The sequence below is a fragment of the Pseudomonas sp. GL-RE-29 genome (assembly GCF_019947275.1).
Lineage (GTDB): Bacteria > Pseudomonadota > Gammaproteobacteria > Pseudomonadales > Pseudomonadaceae > Aquipseudomonas > Aquipseudomonas fluorescens_A.
Genome location: NZ_JAGYGD010000002.1, coordinates 253,005 through 276,867 on the forward strand (window position 1 = coordinate 253,005; position 23,863 = coordinate 276,867).

Here is a 23,863-nt window from a genome sequence, read left to right on the forward strand (position 1 = left end):
GTGCTCAACCGAAATACCTGTGGGAGCGGGCTTGCCCGCGAAGAGGCCGGAACATCCACCACACATCCCGAAATGACCTACAGCGTCTGAAGCCCCTTCAACCAAGACGTAATCCGTTTCCTCACACCCAATCAAATACCCTACAAAACCTGTCGACCTCAGCCGTCTTGTCGCACAGCGCCGCGCCCTTCTATAGTTTCCGGCACGGCTGAAAACAGTGTCTCGGCCTGCCGGGCACACTTGCCGATTTCGCACAGGACCTACCTCGATGACCACCCCCGATCCACTGACCCACCGCTACCGCCCACTCAAAACCCGCTACGGCGAAACCCCGGTATTGGTCATCGACACCGAAGCCGACCCCTTCGAAATCCTCGACGCCGCCCGCCAACGCATCCGCGCCGCCAGCGACCTGCTCGAAACCCTGTATTGCCTGTGCTTCAAACAGGCCGACACCAGCGACATCCCCAACATCGTCAGCGCCCTGTACCTGCTAACCCAGGACGGCAACGACCTGCTCGACATCGCCCGCCAACGCCTGCCGAAACTCACCGGCTAAGTCCCACCCCATTTTCCTGTGGGAGCTGGCTTGCCAGCGATGAACGATAACGCGGTGCCATGTGGACAAGTCCGTCAGCAACGCCCTATCAAAGCTTCGGCAACGTCCTACAAAAGAAGACACCTTGTCGGCTATCGCCAACCAGTGACTCAAACCTATAGTCCGGACTGTCGCTGCCGAATCAGCGGCTCGGGTTTGGTCACTCGATGGAATACATAAACGCATCCGTTGTAAGCTGCCGGCACCTCAAGTGTCTGCACGCTATATGGTGGCTGTGTTTGGGACGCCTTATGGCGTGCCGGTCTTATGTATTCCTCCGGTTGACCAACCCGAACACAGTCCGCCTCCATCGCTTGGTCACGATGACAGCGGTTCATCCGATGCACTTGAGAATACATAAAATGAATAAATTAAATCCGTTCCCTGATCGCTACCGCCCACTCCAAACCAACCTCACCGACACCACCCCGCTAATCATCGACACCGAAGCCAACCCCCAAGACATCCTCGAATCCGCTCTCCAGCGCATCCGAGCCTCCAGCGAATTGCTCCGAACCCTGCACTGCCAAAGCTTCCTCGACGGCGACATCGAAGACATCCCGCACATCACCCACGCGCTCTACCTGCTGACCCAGGACGGCTGCGACCTGCTCAAAGTCGCCCAGCAACGCATGCTCAACTGGAAAGCTCCGATCTAACATCAACTTCAGATCGCTCCCACGCACTGCGCAGGAGCGATCAAGTAACAAGATTTGCTCCGATGGGAAACAAAGTCGTCGAACGCTGGAGATAGCCATGAGCAGATTTTTTTATGACCTAATGGAAAGCGTGCAACAGATGAATGAGATTCTGCGGAACGAAAGTCTGCTCCGATCCTTCCACTCTATTCCAACGACCAATAAGATCAGTCCAAGCCTACCCGGACACCCCGCAATGAACCTCGCCCCCAACCTCCCCGACGACCCAGCCCTCCACCAGCTCATCCAGCTCCTGCACGAAGAACTCGGCTTCCCCGAGCGCAAAGCCATCAGCCTCAGCACCTCGATCAATTTCGACCTCGGCTGCAACGGTGCCGACGCACAACACCTGATCGAAACCCTGGAAGAACACTTCACCATCGACTTCGTGGATTTCGACAGCTATCGCTATTTCCAGCCCGACGGCTACGATGTGAATCTAAAGCGAAAAGCCAAGGGACGCGGCGAGAAGGTGCCATTGACCATCGGCATGCTCTACCGGGCTATCAAGGCCCTGCGCTGGGACACGGATGAGCTAGAAGGCCTATAACGTCCCCGGCGCATAACGATAAGGACATTGCGTGGACGTACTGATGGGCTTGTTGGCTGCCTTGTTATGGGGCGGGACGGATTTTCTGGTGGGTTTGAACGCCCGCGCTGTAGGCGTCAAACGCGCCGTGTATTTCGGTCAGGCGCTGGGCTTCGCCATTATGAGCCTGCTGCTGATCGCCTTCCCCGTGTTCATTCTGCGATCGATGGCCGCACCGCTTGATGTCTGGTTGATTGGCGTCGCTGCCGCCGTGCTGACCGTGTCCGGCGCGCTGGCCTTATCCAAGGCCTTCGCCCTCGGCAAAGCCTCCATTGTGGCGCCGCTGGTGACCTCTTACGGCGTAGTCACCACGTTGTTGTCCTGGGCCGGCGGCGAGCAGATCAGCCTGCTCCAGTTACTGTGCATCGTTCTGTGCGTCATTGGTGTGATCCTCTCCAGCATTCATTCCGACCCGAAAGTGCCACACACCACGCAGGCAAGCAGTTCCATTGCCTATGCGTTGCTGGCGGCGGTCTTCTACGGCATCAGTTTCTGGCTACAAGGTCGTTTTGTACTGCCGATACTTGGGCCGGTGACGATGCTCTGGCTAGCGTATCTGGTCGGGCTGATGGTGCTGGTGGTGATCGTAGTAAGGATCCACGACGGCCTGAAAATACCACCGCTGAAAAACTGCCTGACACTGACGGGTGCCAGCCTGATGAACCTCGGCGGTTTTTCATCGTTTGCCTGGGGTGCGGTAGCCGGCTCGGTGTCGGTGGTGACCGTCATCAGCACCTTGTCGGGCGGGATTGCGGCGATTCTGGGGTATGTATTTTTCAAGGAGCGACTGGGCAAGGTGCAGGTGCTGGGGGTCATGCTGGTGCTGGTCGGAGCGTTTGTATTGCACCTTAAAACCTGAAACCCCCGCGCACAAAAAAGCCGCCCCGAAGGGCGGCTTTTTCATTGCATCAAACCAACACTTACAACTTAGGGCCCGCAGCCTTGATCGCGTCGCTCACTTCGAACTTCTTGAAGTTCTCGATGAACAGGCCGGCCAGTGCTTTGGCGGCTTCGTCGTAGGCGGCTTTATCAGCCCAGGTGTTGCGTGGGTTCAGCAGGCCAGTCTCAACGCCCGGTACGGCCAGTGGCACGTCGAGGTTGATGGTGTCCAGGTGCTCGGTCTCGGTGCCGATCAGCGCGCCGCTCTGGATCGCTGCGATCACCGCACGGGTGGTCGGGATGTTGAAACGCTTGCCGACGCCGTATCCACCGCCGGTCCAGCCGGTGTTGACCAGGTAGACCTTGGAGCCGAAGCCGCGGATGCGCTTGATCAGCAGTTCAGCATATTCGCCGGCCGGACGCGGGAAGAACGGTGCGCCGAAGCAGGTGGAGAAGGTCGACTTGATGCCGGTGCCCGAACCCATTTCAGTCGAGCCCACCAGAGCGGTGTAGCCGGACAGGAAGTGGTAGGCCGCTTGTTCTTCGTTGAGAATCGACACTGGCGGCAGCACGCCGGTCAGGTCGCAGGTCAGGAAGATTACAGCGTTCGGCTCGCCGCCCAGGTTCTTCTCGGAACGCTTGGCAACGTGCTCCAGCGGGTAAGCGGCGCGGCTGTTCTGGGTCAGGCTGACATCAGCGTAGTCGGCGTGCTTGGCATCGTCGATGACGACGTTTTCCAGGACTGCGCCGTGCTTGATGGCTTTCCAGATTACTGGCTCGTTCTTCTCGGACAGGTCGATGCACTTGGCATAGCAACCGCCTTCGATGTTGAACACCACGCCTTCGCCCCAACCGTGTTCGTCGTCACCGATCAGGTAACGGCTTTCGTCGGCGGACAGGGTGGTTTTACCAGTGCCGGACAGACCGAAGAACAGGGTCACGTCGCCTTCTTCGCCGATGTTGGCAGCGCAGTGCATCGGCAGCACATCGGCGGCCGGCAGCAGGAAGTTCTGCACGGAGAACATGGCTTTCTTCATTTCACCGGCGTAACGCATGCCGGCAATCAGCACTTTCTTCGCAGCGAAGTTGAGGATCACGCAACCGTCGGAGTTGGTGCCGTCACGCTCAGGCACGCACTCGAAGTTGGCGACGTTAAGCACTTGCCACTCTTCACGGCCAGCCGGGTTGTACTGGGCCGGATTGATGAACAGGCAACGACCAAACAGGTTCTGCCAGGCAGTCTGGGTGGTCATCTTCACGGCCAGGTAGTGCTCGGAAGCCGCACCTACATGCACGTGGGAAACGAAGTGCTCTTGCGCGTTGTTGAAAGCCTCAACGCGGTTCCACAGGGCATCGAACTTGTCGGCCGGGAACTTGCGGTTGATCGGGCCCCAGGCGATAGCGCCTGTGGTGCTCGGCTCATCAACGATGAAACGATCGACTGGCGAACGGCCGGTACGGTGACCGGTACGAACAACCAGTGCGCCGGTATCGGCAAGCTCGCCTTCACCGCGGTTGAGGGCTTCTTTAACCAGATCATCAACACTCAGATCGGTGTACACGGCGTTATTGGCTTGCGTCATGAGGTTCCCCGTCGGCCAGTGGCCGAGTGCTCCAAACGTTTTTGTAGTAGAAAGTCGTGCACTACTACCGCGAAAAAAGTGGCCCGGATTATGCCAGAAAAGCCCAAAAAGAGTAGGCCCCTCCTGTCGTAACGGCGTTATTCCGGCGCTAACCAGTGAATTTACCTGCGCTGAAACGTTTTAGTGACGGGTAACTGACGGCGTATCGACACCCGCGCCGGCGAACAATTGAGTGACATCGGCGGCGTCGAACAGGTACTGCTGGTTGCAAAACTGGCAGTCGATCTCGATTTTTCCACCGTGCTCGACCACCAGGTTCTGCGCGTCTTCCATACCCAGACTGACCAGCGCATTGGCCGAGCGTTCGCGCGAGCAGCTGCAACGGAAACGCAGTTTTTGCACATCGAACAGTCGCACCTGCTCTTCGTGGTAGAGGCGATGGAGCACGGTTTCGTTGTCCAGGCTCAGCAGTTCGTCGGCGGTCAACGTCCCACTCAACGCGGTGAGGTGCTGCCAGCTGGCGGCGCGTTCTTCTTCGTCTTTCAAGCGGTCGGCGGGCAGTTGCTGCAGCAACAGGCCACGGGCGCGACGGCCATCGGCGCAGAGCTTGATGCGCGTGCCGATCTGCTGGGACATGACGAAGTAGTTGGTGAAGCAATCGGACAAGGTTTCACCATCCAGATCGACCACGCCCTGGTAGCGCTGGCCCTGTTTCGGGTCGATGGTCAAAGTCAGCGAACCGTCGGGCATCAGGTCGGCCAGGGTGGCGTCGGGGGCGATCCGGTCGGCCTCGTAACGGGCCAGGCCACGGATGTCGCGCTCGCTGGAGCATTCGATCATCAGCAACGGGATCGGGCCTTCGGAACGGGCCTGAAGAATCAGCAGACCATCGAACTTCAAGGTGCCGACCAGCAACGCCGCAGCCGCCATCAGTTCGCCGAGCAGTTGCGCAACCGGCTCCGGATAGGCGTGTTTGGCCAGGACTTCAGCGTAGCTGAGTTCCAGCGAAACCATCTCGCCGCGGGTGTCGCTGTCATCGAAGATGAAGCGTTGGGTGAAGTCGTTATCCGGTAGGTCGGTCATAAGTCTGGGTATCTGAAGTGGTGACAAAAGTGGTGACAGAATTCGAAGTTACGCCTTAGCCACAGAGTTTCGCTGTCTGGTTATGGCTTACAGGCCAGTGACTGTGTGCGCTTTACGACGAACGGCACATGCACGGCAGGCGAATTACCTCATATGGCTACGCAAAGGCGCAATTACAAGTCTTGGGCGGATTGATGTGATCGGCGGCCCCGGTGAATCATTCGTTGCTGCTGCCTCGAAACTTGAACAGATCGCGGCGCTGTTTCTTGCTCGGTTTGCCATCGGTGCTCACACCCAGGGCGCCTGCCTTGCGTTCAGCGGCGGCGTTTTCGCGCTTGGCGATGCTGGCTTCGGTTTCGGCGTACAGCGTCTGCGCTTCCGGCGCGCCACGGCGCACGATCGACAGCGCCTGGACCACCACGGTGCGTTCCTCAAAACCGGTGCGGATCACGAATTCATCGCCAATGCGCGGCTCCTTGCCAGGTTTGCAGCGCTCGCCCCGACAATGCACCTTGCCGCTTTCAATCGCCGCTTTGGCCAAGGCGCGGGTTTTGTAAAACCGCGCAGCCCACAACCATTTATCGAGGCGGACTTTGTCGTCCTCATCGTTTTTTTGTGCCATGGGATTTCCTCGCTCTGAAATATTAGTGAACTGTACTACCGTTCTGTCGTACCAAGAATTACTCCGTCCCGGACTACAATGCTGACATTCCAGAACCGCCTTGCGGGGCTGGAAATCCGGGCCGTAGATATCTGTCGCCTTTTAACCATTATTCTGCGTGAATACCGCGAAATCGGCCCCCTGCGGCCAACGCGGTATCTACCGGTTGAGCAATTTTGAAGACATTTGACCATTTGACCGTTGTCGGTCTGCGCGAGTGGGTGGCGCTCCCGGATTTGGGAGTCGCCGGCCTTCGGGCAAAAATCGACACCGGCGCCAGCACCTCCAGCCTGCACGCCACCGATATCGAGACATTCGATCGCGATGGCGAGCAGTGGGTGCGTTTCACGGCGCACCTGGGCACGGTGGTGCAGTTGCGGCACCGCCGTTGCGAGGCACCGCTGGTGACGAGAAAAACCATTAAAAGCTCTAACGGTCACGCGCAGGTGCGATACGTGATCAGCACCACCCTGGCCCTCGGTGACCGGGTCTTTCGGGTCGAGTTCACCCTCGCCTGCCGCAAGTCCATGCGTTATCGCCTGCTATTGGGTTCCAAAGCCCTGATCGACGGCCAGTTGGTGGTCAATCCAGGCATTAAATATGTACAAGACAAGCCGGTGTTCCCGGTATCTACCTCCTCCACAGGTGTTGCATGAAGATCGCTGTGCTGTCGCGGAACCCGCGTCTGTATTCCACCCGTCGCCTGGTCGAAGCCGGTACCGAACGCGGCCATGAAATGGTGGTGGTCGATACCCTGCGCGCCTATATGAACATCGCCAGCCACAAGCCTCAGATCCATTATCGCGGCAAACCGCTGGAAGGTTTCGATGCAGTGATCCCGCGGATTGGTGCATCAGTGACGTTTTATGGCTGCGCGGTATTGCGCCAGTTTGAAATGATGGGGGTATTTCCGCTCAACGAATCAGTGGCCATCGCCCGTTCGCGGGACAAACTGCGCTCGTTGCAATTGTTGTCTCGCCGCGGGATCGGTTTGCCGGTCACCGGTTTTGCCCACTCCCCCGACGACATTCCCGACCTGATTGCGATGGTCAACGGCGCGCCGCTGGTGATCAAAGTGCTGGAAGGCACCCAGGGTATCGGCGTGGTGCTGTGCGAAACCGCTACGGCTGCAGAATCGGTGATTGAGGCGTTCATGGGCCTCAAGCAAAACATCATGGTTCAGGAATACATCAAGGAAGCGGGTGGCGCCGACATTCGTTGCTTCGTGGTGGGCGACAAAGTGATTGCAGCGATGAAGCGCCAGGCCAAACCTGGGGAGTTTCGCTCCAACCTGCATCGCGGCGGCAGCGCCAGCCTGATCAAGATCACACCGGAAGAGCGCATGACCGCACTGCGTGCGGCGAAGGTCATGGGGTTGGCGGTGGCGGGTGTGGATATCCTGCGCTCCAATCACGGGCCATTGGTGATGGAAGTGAACTCGTCACCAGGACTTGAAGGGATTGAGACCACCACTGGCAAGAACGTGGCGGGGATCATCATCGAGCATCTGGAGAAGAATGGCGGGCCGAATATGACCCGGACCAAAGGCAAGGGTTAACTCAGAGCTTTTGTGGCGAGGGAGCTTGCTCCCGCTCGGTTGCGTAGCAGCCGCAAACGGGAGTCCTTCGGCCTCCAGCGGGAGCAAGCTCCCTCGCCACAAGGACGATTCCTAAACCGCGTCTCTAGGCAACATCAGACCCAACGGCAAGCGCACCCGCGCTTCAAGACCTCCACCGGTACGGTTGCGCAGCTCAACGTTGCCGCCGTGCATCGAAGCAATCCGCTTCACAATCGCCAAGCCCAATCCAGTGCCCTTGCCGCCCCGGGCACGATCACCCCGGGTAAACGGGTTGAAGATGGCTTCCAGCTCCGACGGATCGATACCGGCGCCGCGGTCCATGACGCTTAGCACCACGTACGGCGCGGCAGTGTCACCCGAAACATAGGCGGCCACTTCCACGCCACTGCCTGCGTGATGCAACGCATTGCCGATCAGGTTATTTAGCAGTCGCTTCATCGACACCCGGCGCAGCGGAAACGGCTGGATAGGCTCCAGACGCAAGTGCACTTTTTCTTCGGTCTGGTTGTACGGCGCGGCGACTTCACGAACAAGATCGCTCAGGTCCACCTCTTCCACTGTCTCATCGCGGCCATCGCGAATGAACGCCAGGAACTGGTCGAGAATCGCATCCATGTCTTCGATGTCACGGACCATGTCGTCGGTGAGGTCGTTGCGGTCGCCCATCAACTCCAAAGACAACCGCAAACGGGTCAGCGGCGTACGCAAATCATGTGAAACCCCGGCCAGCATCAACTCACGCTCGCGACCGGCCTGTTCGACGTCTTCGGCCATCTGGTTGAAGGCGCGATAAACCTCGGTCATTTCACTCGGCGTATCGCTGATCGGCAGACGCACGCTGCGACCCTGACCGAGTTGCCGTGCGGCATACACCAGACGTTTCAATGGTTGGTTGAGCTGGCTGACGAAGATCCATGCCGCGGCAGTGGACAGCAAGCCAATGGCGAGGAACCAGCCGAGGACATTCCAGATTTTCTGACCGCGCAATGGGTGCGGGTATAGCGGTACTTTCAGCCAGCCTTCACCCAGGCTTGGCGCTCGCACCCACAACGCCGGCGGTGCATGCATGCGCAATCGCACCTCAGTGTCCGCGCCCAGCTCGGCCTGCATCTGCCGTTGGTAGATCTCGCTGTAAGGCCAGTGTTGTTCACCTTCCGGCACACCGGCGCCTACTACGCGTATCAAAGGTACGGAGTCGGCAATCTTGTCGCGGTTCTGTTCGTCGGCGGCCCAATAGGCGCGCAGCGTCAGGGCGACGCCGTGGCTGTACTGGCGGTCCACCAGCACGTCTTCGTTCATCAGCAGATAAACCAGCGTCAGTGCCTTGGAGAACAGGACGACGATCAGCACCAGCCACAGGGTGCGGGAGAAGAAGCTCTGGGGGAACCAAACCGGGGTTTTCATGGATAACCGCTACACACTTGCAGGAGCGAGCGATGCTCGCATATTGCGGATCGCGAGTCTGCGGACAATGTCATCCGCACGACCCGCTCCTACAAATCGCCGATCACTTGGTGGCGGCGCCATCCGGCACGAATACGTAACCCACGCCCCAGACAGTCTGGATGTAACGCGGCTTGGACGGATCAGGTTCGATCATCCGGCGCAGGCGGGAGATCTGCACGTCGATGGAACGCTCCAGGGCATCCCACTCGCGACCACGGGCCAGGTTCATCAACTTGTCACGGGTCAATGGCTGACGGGCGTTCATCACCAGGGCCTTGAGCACCGCGAACTCACCGGTGGTGAGCATGTGCACTTCTTCGCCGCGCTTGAGCTCGCGGGTGGCCAGTGACAGCTCGTAATCACCGAAGGTCACGCTTTCGTCTTCGCTGCCCGGGGCGCCTGGCACCGGGGCCGATTGACGACGCAACACCGCTTTGACGCGAGCCATCAGCTCGTCCGGGTTGAACGGCTTGGCCAGGTAATCGTCGGCGCCCAGCTCCAGGCCCTTGATGCGGCTCAGCTCGTCGCCCTTGGCGGTGAGCATGATGATCGGAATCTGATTATTCGCGCCGCGCAGGCGGCGGCAGGCGGTCAGGCCGTCTTCGCCGGGCAGCATCAGGTCGAGGACGACCAGGTTGAACACTTCGCGCGCCAGCAGGCGATCCATTTGCTCGGTGTTCGGTACGGCGCGGGCACGGTAGCCCTTGCTGACGAAAAAACGCTCCAGCAGGCTGCTGAGGCCCGGATCGTCGTCAACAATTAGAATTTTTTCGCCTTCAGCAATGTTTGCAGTGCTGCTCATTGGATGCTCCTTTGATCTCGGCGCGCATTATGGCGTAGCTGCCGTTATACGCACCGTGTGCATTGTTAGCAGATTTTTCCTTTACCGCCAGAAAACCGGCCATTGTGCCCGCAGCCTGCGATGCCCCCGAACGGCAGAACGCTGGTTATAATGCGCGGCCATTTGTGTCAGGCAACATCAGACAGGTACTACAGACAGGCGCCATTTATTTTCATGGCGTCGGCAGTAATTGTTCGATTTCACGGGTCAACGGAGTGCCTGTTGACCCAGGTAGCGGCGCAGCCCGGGCCGCTCAACCAGACTCGCCAAGCCTCTATCTCTGCGCCTGCGAGCCTGCTTTCACAATTTGTCAGGTGGTTTTATGGACAGCATCAACAGCCGCATCGCCGAGGAACTCGGTGTACGCCCACAACAGGTCGAAGCGGCCGTCGCGCTACTCGATGAAGGCTCTACCGTGCCCTTCATCGCCCGTTACCGGAAAGAAGTGACCGGCAGCCTCGATGACACCCAGCTGCGTCATCTGGAAGAGCGTCTGCGCTACCTGCGAGAACTCGACGAACGGCGCATCAGCATCCTTGCCAGCATCCAGGAGCAAGGCAAGCTGACCCCGCAACTCGAACGCGACATCAAACTCGCCGACACCAAGACCCGCCTCGAAGACTTGTACCTGCCGTACAAGCAGAAGCGCCGCACCAAGGGCCAGATTGCCCTGGAAGCCGGCCTCGGCGACTTGGCTGACGGCTTGTTCAACGACCCGAGCCTGAGCCCGGAATCCGAAGCCGCTCGCTTCGTCGATGCCGAAAAAGGCGTGGCTGACGTGAAGGCCGCCCTCGAAGGCGCCAAGTACATCCTCATGGAGCGCTTCGCCGAAGACGCCGGCCTGCTCGACAAACTACGCAACTACCTCAAGCAGGAAGCCACCCTCAGTGCCCGCGTGATCGCCGGCAAGGAAGAGGAAGGCGCCAAGTTCCGCGACTACTTCGAACACGACGAACCGCTGAAAAGCATGCCGTCGCACCGTGCGCTGGCGATTTTCCGTGGCCGCAACGAAGGCATTCTCAGCTCCGCGCTGAAAGTCGGCGATGAACTGCCAGGCACCATGCACCCGTGCGAAGGCATGATCGGCCAGCAATTCGGCATCCAGAACCAGAATCGCGCCGCTGACAAATGGCTGGGTGAAGTGGTGCGCTGGACCTGGAAGGTCAAGCTCTACACCCACCTCGAAACCGACCTGCTGGGCGAGCTGCGCGATGGCGCGGAAACCGAAGCGATCAATGTGTTCGCCCACAACCTGCACGACCTGCTGCTGTCCGCCCCGGCCGGCCCTCGCGCCACCCTGGGCCTCGACCCGGGCCTGCGCACCGGTTGCAAGGTGGCCGTGGTCGATTCCACCGGCAAACTGCTGGATCACGCCACGGTTTACCCGCACGTACCGCACAACAAGTGGGATCAGACCCTCGCGATTCTTGCCGCCCTGTGCGCCAAGCATGCGGTGGACCTGATCGCCATCGGCAACGGCACCGCCAGCCGTGAGACCGACAAGCTCGCTGCCGAGCTGATCAAAAAATACCCAGCGATGAAGATGACCAAGGTCATGGTTTCCGAGGCCGGCGCATCGGTTTACTCGGCATCGGAGCTGGCTTCCAAGGAATTTCCGGACCTCGACGTGTCGATCCGTGGCGCGGTGTCGATTGCCCGTCGCCTGCAAGACCCGTTGGCGGAACTGGTGAAAATCGATCCGAAATCCATCGGTGTCGGCCAGTACCAGCACGACGTGTCGCAATTGAAACTGGCGCGCGGCCTGGATGCGGTGGTGGAGGATTGCGTGAACGCCGTGGGCGTGGACGTGAACACCGCTTCCGTGGCGCTGCTGGCACGGATCTCTGGCCTCAACGCGACCCTGGCGCAAAACATCGTCAGCCACCGCGACGAACACGGCGCTTTCAAAACCCGCGCTGCGTTGAAGAAAGTCGCGCGTCTGGGCGAAAAAACCTTCGAACAGGCTGCCGGTTTCTTGCGTGTCATGAACGGTGACAACCCGCTGGATTCGTCGGCGGTTCACCCGGAAGCCTATCCGCTGGTGCAGCGCATTGCCGCTGAAACCGACCGCGACATCCGCTCGCTGATTGGTGACGCCGCGTTCCTCAAGCGCCTTGATCCGAAAAAATACACCGACGAAACGTTCGGTTTGCCGACCGTAACCGACATCCTGCAAGAGCTGGAAAAGCCGGGTCGCGACCCGCGTCCCGAGTTCAAGACCGCCGAGTTCCAGGAAGGCGTCGAAGACCTCAAGGACCTGCAACTGGGCATGATCCTCGAAGGCGTGGTGACCAACGTGACCAATTTTGGCGCGTTCGTCGACATCGGCGTGCATCAGGACGGTTTGGTGCACATCTCTGCGCTTTCGGAGAAATTCATCAAGGATCCACGGGAAGCGGTGAAGGCCGGTGATGTGGTGAAAGTGAAGGTCATGGAAATCGACATCCCGCGTAAACGCGTGGGCCTGTCGATGCGCATGAGCGACACCCCGGGCGAGAAAATCGACGGCGCTCGCGGTGCACGTCCGGGTTCGGCGCCACGCCAATCCCAAAACACTGCACCGCGCAAGGAAACCACGGCGGCGGCTCCGGCCAACAATGCCATGGCTTCGCTGTTCGCCAACGCCAAGCAGTTGAAGAAGCGTTGATGGAGATCCCTGCCGGGTATACCGAAAGCGCTTTTTTCAAGCTGCTGGGCTGTCGCCTGCACAGCCTGGAAACCGGGGTGGCGCAAGTCGCCCTGGCGCTGGAACCGGAGCTGCGCAATCGCGCCAACAAGATGCACGGCGGGGCCTTGTTCAGTCTGGTGGACATTGCCATGGGGCTGGCCTGTTCCAGCACCCACGGCTTTGACCAGCAGAGCGCGACTATCGAGTGCAAGATCAACTACATCCGCGCCGTCGCTGACGGCGAGGTGATGTGCACGGCGCGGGTGATTCACCCGGGCCGTCGCACGCTGGTGGTCGAAGCTGATGTGATGCAAGGCGACAAACTGGTCGCAAAAGCACAAGGCACGTTCGCTGTCCTGTAGCTAGTCGCCACCGATTTGAGTTAATTTCGGCGCAATGAATCCTGTGGGAGCGAGCCTGCTCGCGATGGCGGTGTGTCAGACGGCAAAAATATTGCCTGACACTCCCTCATCGCGAGCAGGCTCGCTCCCACAGGGATTGTGCGGTTATTGACTGACCGGCATATGGCCTGAGCGGCTCCAAAACCAGGCGAAAACGCCAGTTTTAACTTCACCCTTGTAGACCGTCTTGCCCACCCCCATATTGGGGCGACTGACGCGTGAAGGAATCCAACTTGAGCGAACTTCTCAACCGCCGCCTGGCTCTGCTCGGCGAGCGCGCTAACCTCTCTCTGCTCGAACAGTGCCTTCACGGCATCGAACGTGAATGCCTGCGCGTGACCGATGAAGGTCGCCTGGCGCAAACGCCGCACCCGGAAGCTTTGGGTTCCGCGCTGACCAACGAACAAATCACCACCGACTATTCCGAGTCGCTGCTGGAGTTCATCACCCCGGCCCTGCCCGATCCTGCCGATACGCTGGCGAGCCTGGACAGCATTCACCGCTTTGCCTACAGCAAGCTCGGCAACGAGTACCTGTGGAGTCCATCGATGCCGTGCCCGTTGCCGGCCGAGGAAGATATCCCGATCGCCTATTACGGCACGTCCAACATCGGTCAGCTCAAGTACGTCTACCGCAAGGGCCTGGCCCTGCGTTATGGCAAGACCATGCAGTGCATCGCCGGGATTCACTACAACTTTTCCCTGCCGGAAAAACTCTGGCCGTTGCTTAAAGAGGCCGAAGGCTTTGTCGGCACCGATCGCGACTTCCAGTCGGTGTCCTACATCGCACTGATCCGCAACTTCCGTCGCTACAGCTGGCTGCTGATGTACCTGTTCGGCGCGTCGCCCGCGCTGGACGCCGGTTTCCTGCGCGGTCGCTCGCATCAGTTGGAACAACTCGATCCGCACACCCTGTATTTGCCGTACGCCACCAGCCTGCGCATGAGCGATCTGGGTTACCAGAGCAACGCCCAGGCTGGCCTGACGCCGTGCTACAACGACTTGACCAGCTACATCGACAGCCTGCGCAAAGCGGTGGCCACGCCGTACGCGCCCTACGTCGAAGTCGGCACCCACAAGGACGGTGAGTGGGTTCAGCTCAACACCAACATCCTGCAGATCGAAAACGAGTACTACTCCAACATCCGCCCGAAACGCGTGACCTACACCGGCGAGCGGCCGATTCAGGCGCTGATGGCCCGTGGCATCCAGTACGTCGAAGTACGCTGCCTGGACATCAACCCGTTCCTGCCGACGGGCATCGACCTCACCGAATCGCGTTTTCTCGACGCCTTCTTGCTGTATTGCGCGCTGAACGACAGCCCGTTATTGACCAACACCAGCTGCAACAATGCGACCTCCAACTTCCTCAGCGTGGTCAAGGAAGGTCGTCGTCCCGGCTTGCAACTGCAACGCAACGGGCAACCGGTCGACCTGAAAGAGTGGGCAGGCGAATTGCTGGAAAACATCGCGCCACTGGCGGCGTTGCTGGATCAGAGCCACGGTGGTGATGCTCACAGCAAAGCGCTGGATGCGCAGCTGGCCAAGGTCAAGGACCCGTCTTTGACGCCTTCGGCCCAAGTGTTGGCGGCGATGGCCGAGCACAAGGAAAGCTTCGCCGAGTTCTCCCTGCGCCAGAGCCGCGCCCATGCCGAGTTTTTCCGTAGCGAGCCGTTGCCGGCCGAGGAACAGGCCAAGTTTGAAGAACTGGCGCGTTCGTCGCTGGCTCAACAGACCGAGCTGGAACAGAATGAAGTCGGCGACTTCGATGTGTTTGTCGGGTCGTATCAGGCGAGCATTCTGGCGATCAGTAACTAGCTGCTATCCCCTGTGGCGAGGGAGCTTGCTCCCGCTCGGCTGCGCAGCAGCCGCAAAATCAGACGACCGAAGAATTTGATTGTCTGGAATGGGAGTCCTTCGGCCTCCAGCGGGAGCAAGCTCCCTCGCCACAAAAGCGATCTGGTTCTTAGAATTTTCCGCTCATAAGCTCATTCGAAAAAGTTATTTATTTTCGGATTCTTAGATCATTTAGTCTCCTTTCACGCCGACTCTCGGTCGCCTGACAAGGAGCTTCCCAATGAAACTGCATTTCCCTCTTCGCTTGCTGGCGGCCGCGTCTTTGGCTGCGGCGAGTTTGTTTGCCCAGGCGGCTGACGTGACTGTCGCCTACCAGACCACCGTTGACCCGGCGAAAGTCGCCCAGGCCGACGGCGCTTACGAAAAAGCCACCAAGGCCGACATCAGCTGGCGCAAGTTCGACAACGGTGCCGACATCATCGCCGCCATCGCCTCCGGTGACGTGCAGATCGGCTACCTCGGTTCCAGTCCCCTGACAGCGGCAATCACCCGAAAAGTACCGGTGGAAACCTTCCTCATCGCCACCCAGATCGGCGCCGCCGAAGCGCTGGTCGCTCGCGACGGTTCGGGGATCAAGACGCCACAAGACCTGATCGGCAAGAAAATCGCCGTGCCATTCGTATCCACCGGCCACTACAGCCTGTTGGCCGCGCTGAAGCACTGGAACATCGACCCATCGAAAGTCACCGTCCTCAACCTCGCCCCGCCAGCCATCATCGCTGCGTGGAAACGCGGTGATATCGACGCCACCTACGTTTGGGACCCGGCGCTCGGTGTGGCCAAGGAAAACGGCAAAGTGCTGATCACCTCCGGCGAACTGGCCAAGTTCGGTGCGCCGACCTTCGATGCCTGGATCGTGCGTAAAGACTTCGCAGAGAAGCACCCGGACATCGTCACCGCGTTCGCCAAAGTGACCCTGGATGCCTACGCCGATTACCGCAAAGACCCGAAAGCCTGGCTCGCCGATCAAAGCAACGTCGACAAATTGGTAAAACTGTCCGGCGCCAAGGCCAGCGACATTCCGCTGCTGCTGCAAGGCAACGTCTACCCGCTGGCGGCTGATCAGGTGACCACCCTCGGCGCACCGACCACCAAAGCGATCACCGACACCGCCGTATTCCTCAAGGAACAAGGCAAGGTCGAAGCCGTGCTGCCGGACTACGCCCCTTACGTCAGCGCCAAGTTCATCACCAACTGATCGGGAGTTAACCGCGATGGCCTTGCTACAACTGGAGCGCATCAGCGCACAGTACCCCGGTGCAGCAGAACCTGTGCTGGCGGATATTTCCCTGACCCTGGGGCCCCAGCAATTGCTGGTCGCCCTTGGCCCGTCCGGCAGTGGCAAGACTTCGCTGTTGAACCTGATTGCCGGTTTCGTCGAGCCCAGCGCCGGGCGCATTACCCTCGACGGTGTGCCGGTCAAAGGCCCAAGCGCCGAACGCGGCGTAGTGTTCCAGGACGACGCCCTGCTGCCGTGGCAAGACGTGCTGGCCAACGTTGGTTTTGGTCTGGAGTTGGCTGGCATTGCTCGGGACAAACGCGAAATCCGTGCGAGGGAAATGCTCGCACTGGTGGACCTTTCCGGTTTTGAAAACCGTCGCATCTGGCAACTCTCTGGCGGACAGAAGCAGCGTGTCGGCCTGGCCCGTGCGCTCGCCGCCGATCCTCGCGTTTTGCTGATGGACGAACCCTTTGGCGCCCTCGATGCTTTCACCCGCGAACAGATGCAAGAGCTGCTGCTGCAAGTCTGGCGCCGCACTGCCAAACCGGTGTTCCTGATTACCCACGACATTGAAGAAGCGGTGTTTCTTGCCACGGATCTGATTTTGCTGGCACCGAATCCGGGGCAGATCGTCGAGCGGCTGAGCCTGGATTTCGGTCAGCGTTACGCCGCCGGTGAGTCGGCGCGCTCGATCAAGTCCGACCCACGTTTTATCGAAACCCGCGAACACGTACTCGCCAAAGTGTTCTCCCAACGCAGCGCCGCCCAGCGGCAGGAGCGCGCATGAGCAGCTACGAAATTCCTGCCGCAGCGGTAAAAACAGGTTCTACGGTCATCCCGGTGCGCCGCCGTTTGAGCACTCGCTGGATCAGTGTGCTGACGCTCATCGCGCTCGTGTCCATTTGGTGGGCCGTTACGGCAACCGGACTCATTGAACCGCTGTTCCTGCCACCACCGTCTGCCGTTCTGCAAAAAGGCTGGCTGCTGGTGACCACAGGCTACATGGATTCGACTCTGTGGCAGCACCTGGGCGCGAGCCTCAGCCGCATCGGTTTGGGGCTTGGCTTCGCCGTACTGACGGCTGTTCCGGTCGGCATCGCCATCGGCCACAACCGCATCGCTCGCGGCGTTCTCGATCCGCTGATCGAGTTCTACCGTCCTATTCCACCGCTGGCTTATCTGCCACTGATCGTGATCTGGTGCGGCATCGGTGAGTTGTCGAAAGTGCTGCTGATCTACCTGGCGATTTTCGCCCCGATCGCCATCGCTACCGCTACCGGTGTGCGCACGGTCGACCCGGCGAAATTACGCGCTGCGCAGTCGCTGGGTGCGACCCGCGCGCAGTTGATTCGTCATGTAATTTTGCCCAGCGCCCTGCCGGACATTTTGACTGGCGTGCGCATTGGCCTCGGCGTCGGTTGGTCGACACTGGTCGCCGCCGAATTGATTGCCGCCACCAGCGGCCTGGGTTTCATGGTGCAGTCGGCCGCGCAATTCCTGGTCACCGATGTGGTGGTGCTGGGAATTCTGGTAATCGCGCTGATTGCCTTCGCCATGGAGATGGGCTTGCGCGCCTTGCAGCGCAAACTGGTGCCATGGCACGGCCAGGCACACTGAAGCTTTTTTCAATGTGGGATCAGCTACCTTGATGCCCCCCTTTTTTTGAATCAACCCTGCTGCGATCTTTTGCTTTTCGGTTGAAGAGCAAGATCAAAAGATCGCAGCCTGCGGCAGCTCCTACAGGGGCAGTGTTGTTCACAAAATTGATGTACGACACCCAGAATTGAAGAGATCCAACATGAGCAACTTGACCATCGTCCCTCTAAGCTCTGCCCTCGGCGCCCAGATCAGCGGCGTCGATGTCAGCCAGCCGCTGAACCTGGAACAGCGTGACGCCATCGAACAAGCCCTGCTCAAGCATCAGGTGCTGTTCTTCCGCGACCAGCCAATCACCCCGCAGCAGCAAGCGCGATTCGCCGCTAATTTCGGCGACCTGCACATTCATCCGATCTACCCGAACGTGCCGGAACAACCGGAAGTGCTGATCCTCGACACCGCCGTCACCGACGTGCGCGACAACGCGATCTGGCACACCGACGTAACCTTCCTGCCGACCCCGGCCATGGGGGCGGTACTCAGCGCCAAGCTGTTGCCGGCGTTTGGTGGCGATACGTTGTGGGCCAGCGGCATTGCGGCGTATGAAGCGTTGTCGGCACCGATGAAAACCTTGCTCGAAGGCCTGACCGCCACCCATGACTTCACCCGTTCATTTCCGCTGGAGCGCTATGGCAATACGCCTGAAGCGTTGGCCCAGTGGGAAGAGACTCGACGCAAGAATCCGCCCCTGTCGCATCCGGTGATCCGCACCCATCCGGTGAGCGGGCGCCGTTCGTTGTTCGTCAACGAGGGCTTCACTTCGAAGATCAACGAGCTGTCGGAAACTGAAAGCGAGGCGATTCTGAAGTTCCTGTTCGCCCATTCCACGCGCCCGGAATTCACCATTCGCTGGCGCTGGCAGCAAGACGACATCGCGTTCTGGGACAACCGCGTGACTCAGCATTACGCGGTGGACGATTACCGCCCGGCGCGGCGGGTGATGCAGCGGGCGACGGTGTTGGGGGATGTGCCGTTTTTTTAAGATCAAAAGATCGCAGCCTGCGGCAGCTCCTACATGGAAATCCGATCCCTGTAGGAGCTGCCGCAGGCTGCGATCTTTTGCTTTAAAGCGATGACGGTGGATCAATCGGCAATGATGGCGCCTGATTCACCGCTATCGCCAGCAAGCCGGATCCTGCAGAGGCTGGATCGCGTTACTCAGCGGTAGAAGGCTTCTCCCACAGATTGATCCCGCCCTCTTGGGCGAACCGGTCAATCTCCGCCAGCTCTTCAGCACTGAAGCTCAAATTCTTCAACGCCCCGACGTTCTCGATGATCTGCTCCGGCCGGCTCGCGCCGATCAACGCCGAGGTCACGCGCGGGTCGCGCAGGGTCCAGGCCAGCGCCAGTTGCGCCAGGCTCTGGCCGCGACGTTTGGCGATCTCATTGAGCGCTCGCACGTGGGCAATGTTGGCATCCGACAAATGCGAAGCCTGCAACGAACCACCGCCCGGACGATTGACCCGCGCATCCGCTGGTACGCCGTTGAGGTACTTGTCGGTGAGCAAACCCTGCGCCAGCGGCGTGAAGGCAATGACGCCGGTGCCGAGTTCGTCGGTGGTGTCCAGCAGGTCCTTTTCTACCCAGCGGTTGAGCAGGTTGTAGGCCGGTTGATGGATCAACAACGGGACTTTCCACTGTTTGAGCAGCGCCGCTATTTCACGGGTTTTCACGCCGGAGTACGAAGAGATGCCGATGTACAACGCCTTGCCCTGTTGTACGGCCGTGGCCAGTGCGCTGGCGGTTTCTTCCAGCGGGGTGTCCGGGTCGAATCGGTGCGAGTAGAAAATGTCGACGTAGTCCAGACCCAGGCGTTGCAAACTCTGGTCGAGGCTGGCGAGCACATACTTGCGTGAACCGCCGCCCTGGCCGTAAGGACCGGGCCACATGTCCCAACCGGCCTTGCTGGAAATGATCAGTTCGTCGCGGTACTGCTTGAAATCTTCACGCAGCAAACGGCCGAAATTGATCTCGGCGCTGCCGTACGGCGGGCCATAGTTGTTGGCCAGGTCGAAGTGGTTGATGCCCAGGTCGAAAGCCGTGCGTAGCAATGCACGTTGGGTATCGATCGGCGTGCTGTCGCCGAAATTGTGCCACAAGCCCAGGGACAGTGCCGGCAGCACCAGACCGCTGCGACCTACGCGGCGGTAAGGAATGGAGTCGTAGCGGTTTTCGGCAGCGGTGTAAGTCATCGAATCCTCTCTTGTTGAGGTTACTTTTATCCGGAATCAGACATTAATCCTGTGGCGAGGGAGCTTGCTCCCGTTCGGGTGCGCAGCAGCCGCTGTCTTGACAGAGCGTGCCAACGACTTTCGGGGGCCGCTTCGCGCCCCAGCGGGAGCAAGCTCCCTCGCCACAAAAAACCTTTTTCACACAAATCTGTTGGAAGGCCTGGCCAACCCGAGGTTCTGGCGCAAGGTCCGGCCTTCGTATTCGGTTCTGAACAACCCACGCCGTTGCAGTTCCGGCACCACGCCTTGCGCGAAGTCCTCCAGGCCACCAGGCAGATGCGGCACCAGCACGTTGAAGCCATCCGCGGCGCCCTGCTCAAACCACTCCTGCAAACGGTCGGCAATCTGCACCGGCGTTCCCACCAGGCTGTAATGCCCGCGCCCACCGGCAATCCTGCGACCCAATTCGGCGAGGCTGAGGTTCTCCTTGCCGGCCAGTTCCGTCAGCAGTTTCTGACGGCTTTGCTGCCCGCTTTCAGTCAGCGGCAACTCCGGCAACGGCCCGTCCAGCGGGTACTTCGATAAATCGAAGTTGCCCAGCATACGCCCAAGCAAGGCCACGCCAACCTCGGGTTCGACTAATTGCTGAAACGTTTCACACTTTTCCTGCGCTTCGCTCTCGGACTGGCCGACGATCACAAAAACACCGGGCATGATTTTCAGGGAGTCGGCGCTGCGACCGTATCGACTCAAACGTCCCTTCAAGTCGTTATAAAACGCCTGGGCATTGGCCAGCGACGTCTGCGCGGTGAACACCACTTCGGCCGTTTGCGCCGCCAGTTCACGACCGGTTTCAGAAGAACCGGCCTGCACGATCACCGGTTGCCCCTGCGGCGAGCGCGCCACGTTTAGCGGGCCTTTGACCCGGAAATGTTCGCCGACATGCTCCAGTGCGTGGACTTTTTCCGGATCGTAGTACGTACCACTGTTTTTATCGCGGACAAAAGCGTCGTCTTCCCAACTGTCCCAGAGCCCGGTGACCACCTGATGAAACTCCCGCGCCCGGCTGTAGCGCTCAGCGTGACCGAGATGCTCGACGCGACCAAAATTTTGCGCTTCGGCAGCATTGTCGGACGTCACCAGATTCCACCCCGCGCGCCCCCCTGAAAGATGATCCAGCGAAGCGAATTTGCGTGCGACGTGGTACGGCTCGTTGTAGCTGGTGGTGGCCGTGGCAATCAGCCCTATATGCTCGGTCACCACGCTCAAGGCCGAGAGCAGCGTCAGCGGCTCGAAGTGATCAGAGCGGGCCATGCGACTTGCAATATTCCCGGTCGGCGCAGCGATGCTGTCGGCGAGGAACAATGCGTCGAATTTCGCCGCTTCGGCAATCTGCGCCAGGCGCTTGTAGTGGGCGAAATCCAGGCCAGCGTCAGCCGGCACTTGCGGATGACGCCAGGCGGCGACGTGGTGCCCGGTCGCCATCAGGAAGGCGCCGAGCTTGAGCTGACGAGTCATGGTCAGAAATCCTTGCGCAGTTGCACGCCGAAGTAGCGCTCGTCGTCACGGGGCACGGCGCGGTAGATGTAGTTGCCGCCACTGGCCAGCAGCGGTGAGTAGGACTTGTCGGCGAGGTTCTTGCCCAGCAGCGCCACACGCCAGCCGTTGTTATAGTCGGCCAGGGCGACGCTGGCGTTCCAGATGCCGTAGGCGCCTTGTTTGGTGTCGACGTTCTGGCTGATGTCGTACTGCACTTCGCTCTGCCAGCTGAAATCGGTACCCAGCTCGATATCCAGGCCGTTATCCAGCGGGATGCTGTAGTCGGCACGCACGTAGCTTTTCCAGTCCGGGCTGTACGGCAGTGGCTTGCCGTCGACGTTGCACGAGGCCGCCGCACCGGCCGGGCAGGCGAATTCGTCGATGCGTGCGCGGGTGTAGGCCAGGGCGCCGGAGAACTTCAGTTGCTGGGTGGCCTGCAACGCGTAATCGAGTTCGACGCCTTCAGTGCTGACACTGCCGGCGTTGATCAGGCGGGTCACCACTTGCCCTGCCACGGTGTCGAAGAAGTTCGCCTGGTAGTTGTCGTAGTCGCTGTGGAACACCGCCAGGTTGGTGGTCAGGCGATTGTTCCAGCTGGTGGCCTTGATACCAGCCTCCCAGGTGTTTGAGGTTTCCGGTTTCAGCGCCTCGGTGTCCCGGGGCTGCATGTTGAAGAACACGTTGTAGGCCGGACCTTTGTAGCCACGCGAGTAGGTCAGGTAGGTGGTGACGGCGTCGCTCAAGTCGTACTGCACGCCGAGCCGTCCGGACCAGCCGTCTTCATCCACTGATCCCGAGCTGCTGGTGCCCGGCTGAATACCGCTGACAGCGACGGCCGAGGTCGAGACACGGCGGTGATCGTATTCCAGATCGTCGTGGGTGTAGCGCAGGCCGGCGATGCCGCGAAAATCCGAAGTGAAATTGAGCGTGCTTTCACCGAACACCGCGTAGCTGTCGCTGGTGGTGCTGTAATCGGCGACGCCACGGTTAACGCTGGTGGGCGTGGTCAAGGTCCGCTGGTACGTCTCGTCGTCCTTGCCGTGCATGTAGAACAAACCGCCGACGTATTCGAGGAACTCACCTTTCGGCGAAGCCAGGCGCAGCTCTTGCGAGTATTGGTCGAAGGCCAGGTCACCCTTGTCGGCCGTGCCGGGGAACGCCGCGGTCACCGTGCTCAAACGGTCGCCGTCCTGATACTGGGTGTTGTCCCAGCCGCGCCATGCGGTGATCGAGGTCAGCGAGTAATCGCCCAGTTGCCAGTCGAGTTGGCCGGACAAGCCTTTGTTGATGTCATCGACGTGGGTGCGGGTTTCGGTGTTGATGTCGCGGTTGTCGCTGGAAGCCCGCACCGGGTTCAGGGCATTGGCGAACGCCGGGGTCAGGGACTGACTGACCACGCCATTGGGCGCGTCGTCGTGGGACTGCATGTAGTCGGCGATCAGGGTGAAGGTCACGTCGTCATTCGGGGTGAACTCCAATTTGCCGCGCGCGCCTTTGTGGTTGTAGCCGTTGACCTCCTGACCGTTGTATTCGTTGTCGACATTGCCGTCGTAGGTGCCGAACAGCGTGGTGATCGAGCCTTTGAGCGTGTCCGGAATCAGGCTGCCGCCGAGGCCGAAACGGGTGCGACTTTCGTTGCCGCTGTAGAACGACTGGTCGATGTAGCCGTGGGTTTCGGCGGTTGGGGGCCGGCTGGTGATGTTGAGCACGCCGGCCGAAGCGTTCTTGCCGAACAGCGTGCCTTGCGGGCCGCGCAGCACTTCGACGCGCTCCAGATCCAGCAGGTCCAGGGTCGATTGGCCCGGACGGGCATAGACCACGCCGTCGATCACCGTGGCCACGGTCGGCTCGACGCCCGGCGAGGTGGAAATGGTGCCGACGCCCCGGATGAACAGCGACGTGTCTTTGTTCGACGCGCCGGTGCGGAAATTCAGCGATGGCACTTCCTGGACGATGCTAGATACGCTGGTGCGGTTGTCGCGTTCAAGTTGCTCGCCATCGAGCACAGTTACCGCCACCGGGATTTTCTGCAGCGACTCTTCGCGGCGGGTCGCAGTGACTGTCACGGATTTGAGGGTGGGCTCTTGATCGCTGCTGTCAGCGGCGAAAGCGCCCGGCACGGGCAGCGCGGCCAATCCGGCGAGCAGCCAGCCCAGATGCTTGCGGCGTGGTGTGGCGGCGCGAATCGACTGCGCCAGTTTTTGTGATTCCCCAAGAATGAAATGCATGGTCTGCCCGCTCGAAAAATTGCCCTGATCCGCTGCCGTTCTGCGTCGACAGCGCCTGTGAAGTTGTCTTGGGCATTCGCTCGAGCGAGTAGCAGACAGAACGCTTTGTTAGCGCTAACATCGCCAGTATTGGCAACCCCCACATAGAGCGTCCAATACTGAAAA

Annotated in this window: 21 protein-coding genes; 13 read left to right on the forward strand and 8 right to left on the reverse strand. The window is 60.0% G+C overall.

The window, feature by feature from the left end; all coding sequences use genetic code 11:
* Positions 1-268: 268 nt before the first annotated feature.
* The 4 genes from KGB21_RS02915 (at position 269) to KGB21_RS02930 (ending at position 2,744) form a co-directional block, all read left to right on the forward strand.
* Complete coding sequence (locus tag KGB21_RS02915) at positions 269-559, forward strand: hypothetical protein (RefSeq protein ID WP_034148485.1); 291 nt, start codon at positions 269-271, stop codon at positions 557-559.
* A gap of 401 nt (positions 560-960) precedes the next feature.
* On the forward strand, positions 961-1,257 hold the full coding sequence (locus KGB21_RS02920; RefSeq protein WP_223503480.1) for a hypothetical protein: 297 nt from the start codon (positions 961-963) through the stop codon (positions 1,255-1,257).
* A gap of 235 nt (positions 1,258-1,492) precedes the next feature.
* A complete protein-coding gene (locus KGB21_RS02925; RefSeq protein ID WP_223503563.1) occupies positions 1,493-1,846 on the forward strand; it encodes a DUF1493 family protein in 354 nt (117 codons plus the stop codon).
* 43 nt (positions 1,847-1,889) lie between these two features.
* Positions 1,890-2,744, forward strand: a complete 855-nt coding sequence (locus KGB21_RS02930; protein WP_223503565.1) for a DMT family transporter — start codon at positions 1,890-1,892, stop codon at positions 2,742-2,744.
* Positions 2,745-2,805: 61 nt separating this feature from the next.
* Here KGB21_RS02930 and KGB21_RS02935 read toward each other — a convergent pair whose 3' ends face one another.
* From KGB21_RS02935 to KGB21_RS02945, 3 genes are all read right to left on the reverse strand, one after another.
* Positions 2,806-4,347 (reverse strand): phosphoenolpyruvate carboxykinase, encoded by a 1,542-nt coding sequence (locus KGB21_RS02935; protein WP_034148482.1) that lies wholly within the window; start codon positions 4,345-4,347, stop codon positions 2,806-2,808.
* Between the two features lie 180 nt (positions 4,348-4,527).
* Positions 4,528-5,430 carry an Hsp33 family molecular chaperone HslO gene (gene hslO / locus KGB21_RS02940; protein WP_034148481.1) on the reverse strand — a complete coding sequence of 301 codons (903 nt, stop codon included), beginning with the start codon at positions 5,428-5,430 and terminating at the stop codon, positions 4,528-4,530.
* A gap of 217 nt (positions 5,431-5,647) precedes the next feature.
* Positions 5,648-6,052: an RNA-binding S4 domain-containing protein gene (locus tag KGB21_RS02945; RefSeq protein ID WP_046815335.1), complete on the reverse strand. Its 405-nt coding sequence runs from the start codon at positions 6,050-6,052 to the stop codon at positions 5,648-5,650.
* Between the two features lie 233 nt (positions 6,053-6,285).
* Here KGB21_RS02945 and KGB21_RS02950 point away from each other — a divergent pair, with 233 nt between their 5' ends.
* Together KGB21_RS02950 and rimK are read left to right on the forward strand one after the other, a co-directional pair.
* Complete coding sequence (locus KGB21_RS02950) at positions 6,286-6,747, forward strand: ATP-dependent zinc protease (protein WP_172668673.1); 462 nt, start codon at positions 6,286-6,288, stop codon at positions 6,745-6,747.
* Positions 6,744-7,649, forward strand: coding sequence for a 30S ribosomal protein S6--L-glutamate ligase (gene rimK, locus KGB21_RS02955; protein WP_034148478.1), 906 nt, complete (start codon positions 6,744-6,746; stop codon positions 7,647-7,649). Before KGB21_RS02950 ends, rimK begins: the two co-directional genes overlap by 4 nt.
* A gap of 111 nt (positions 7,650-7,760) precedes the next feature.
* Here rimK and KGB21_RS02960 read toward each other — a convergent pair whose 3' ends face one another.
* Both KGB21_RS02960 and ompR read right to left on the reverse strand, forming a co-directional pair.
* On the reverse strand, positions 7,761-9,074 hold the full coding sequence (locus tag KGB21_RS02960) for an ATP-binding protein (protein ID WP_034148477.1): 1,314 nt from the start codon (positions 9,072-9,074) through the stop codon (positions 7,761-7,763).
* Positions 9,075-9,177: 103 nt separating this feature from the next.
* The gene (gene ompR, locus KGB21_RS02965) at positions 9,178-9,918 is read right to left on the reverse strand and encodes a two-component system response regulator OmpR (protein ID WP_020795794.1); all 741 of its coding nucleotides are present in this window, start codon (positions 9,916-9,918) and stop codon (positions 9,178-9,180) included.
* Between the two features lie 361 nt (positions 9,919-10,279).
* Between ompR and KGB21_RS02970 the strand changes: the two genes are divergently transcribed.
* The 7 genes from KGB21_RS02970 (at position 10,280) to tauD (ending at position 18,742) form a co-directional block, all read left to right on the forward strand.
* Positions 10,280-12,604 (forward strand): Tex family protein, encoded by a 2,325-nt coding sequence (locus KGB21_RS02970; protein ID WP_223503482.1) that lies wholly within the window; start codon positions 10,280-10,282, stop codon positions 12,602-12,604.
* Positions 12,604-12,987: a PaaI family thioesterase gene (locus KGB21_RS02975; RefSeq protein ID WP_034148475.1), complete on the forward strand. Its 384-nt coding sequence runs from the start codon at positions 12,604-12,606 to the stop codon at positions 12,985-12,987. The genes KGB21_RS02970 and KGB21_RS02975 overlap by 1 nt, the downstream gene beginning before the upstream one ends.
* A 272-nt stretch (positions 12,988-13,259) precedes the next feature.
* On the forward strand, positions 13,260-14,843 hold the full coding sequence (gene gshA, locus KGB21_RS02980) for a glutamate--cysteine ligase (protein ID WP_034148474.1): 1,584 nt from the start codon (positions 13,260-13,262) through the stop codon (positions 14,841-14,843).
* A gap of 259 nt (positions 14,844-15,102) precedes the next feature.
* A complete protein-coding gene (gene tauA / locus KGB21_RS02985) occupies positions 15,103-16,080 on the forward strand; it encodes a taurine ABC transporter substrate-binding protein (protein WP_034148473.1) in 978 nt (325 codons plus the stop codon).
* A 16-nt stretch (positions 16,081-16,096) separates the two neighbouring features.
* Positions 16,097-16,891 carry a taurine ABC transporter ATP-binding subunit gene (gene tauB / locus KGB21_RS02990; protein WP_034148472.1) on the forward strand — a complete coding sequence of 265 codons (795 nt, stop codon included), beginning with the start codon at positions 16,097-16,099 and terminating at the stop codon, positions 16,889-16,891.
* The gene (gene tauC / locus KGB21_RS02995; RefSeq protein ID WP_223503484.1) at positions 16,888-17,721 is read left to right on the forward strand and encodes a taurine ABC transporter permease TauC; all 834 of its coding nucleotides are present in this window, start codon (positions 16,888-16,890) and stop codon (positions 17,719-17,721) included. Before tauB ends, tauC begins: the two co-directional genes overlap by 4 nt.
* 181 nt (positions 17,722-17,902) lie before the next feature.
* Positions 17,903-18,742, forward strand: a complete 840-nt coding sequence (gene tauD, locus KGB21_RS03000) for a taurine dioxygenase (protein WP_034148470.1) — start codon at positions 17,903-17,905, stop codon at positions 18,740-18,742.
* A 172-nt stretch (positions 18,743-18,914) separates the two neighbouring features.
* Here the strand turns inward: tauD and mgrA are convergent, their stop codons facing one another.
* The 3 genes from mgrA to KGB21_RS03015 form a co-directional block, all read right to left on the reverse strand.
* The gene (gene mgrA, locus KGB21_RS03005; protein WP_223503486.1) at positions 18,915-19,952 is read right to left on the reverse strand and encodes an L-glyceraldehyde 3-phosphate reductase; all 1,038 of its coding nucleotides are present in this window, start codon (positions 19,950-19,952) and stop codon (positions 18,915-18,917) included.
* Positions 19,953-20,129: 177 nt separating this feature from the next.
* The gene (locus KGB21_RS03010; RefSeq protein ID WP_223503488.1) at positions 20,130-21,449 is read right to left on the reverse strand and encodes an LLM class flavin-dependent oxidoreductase; all 1,320 of its coding nucleotides are present in this window, start codon (positions 21,447-21,449) and stop codon (positions 20,130-20,132) included.
* Between the two features lie 2 nt (positions 21,450-21,451).
* On the reverse strand, positions 21,452-23,698 hold the full coding sequence (locus KGB21_RS03015) for a TonB-dependent receptor (RefSeq protein ID WP_223503490.1): 2,247 nt from the start codon (positions 23,696-23,698) through the stop codon (positions 21,452-21,454).
* Positions 23,699-23,863 lie beyond the last annotated feature (165 nt).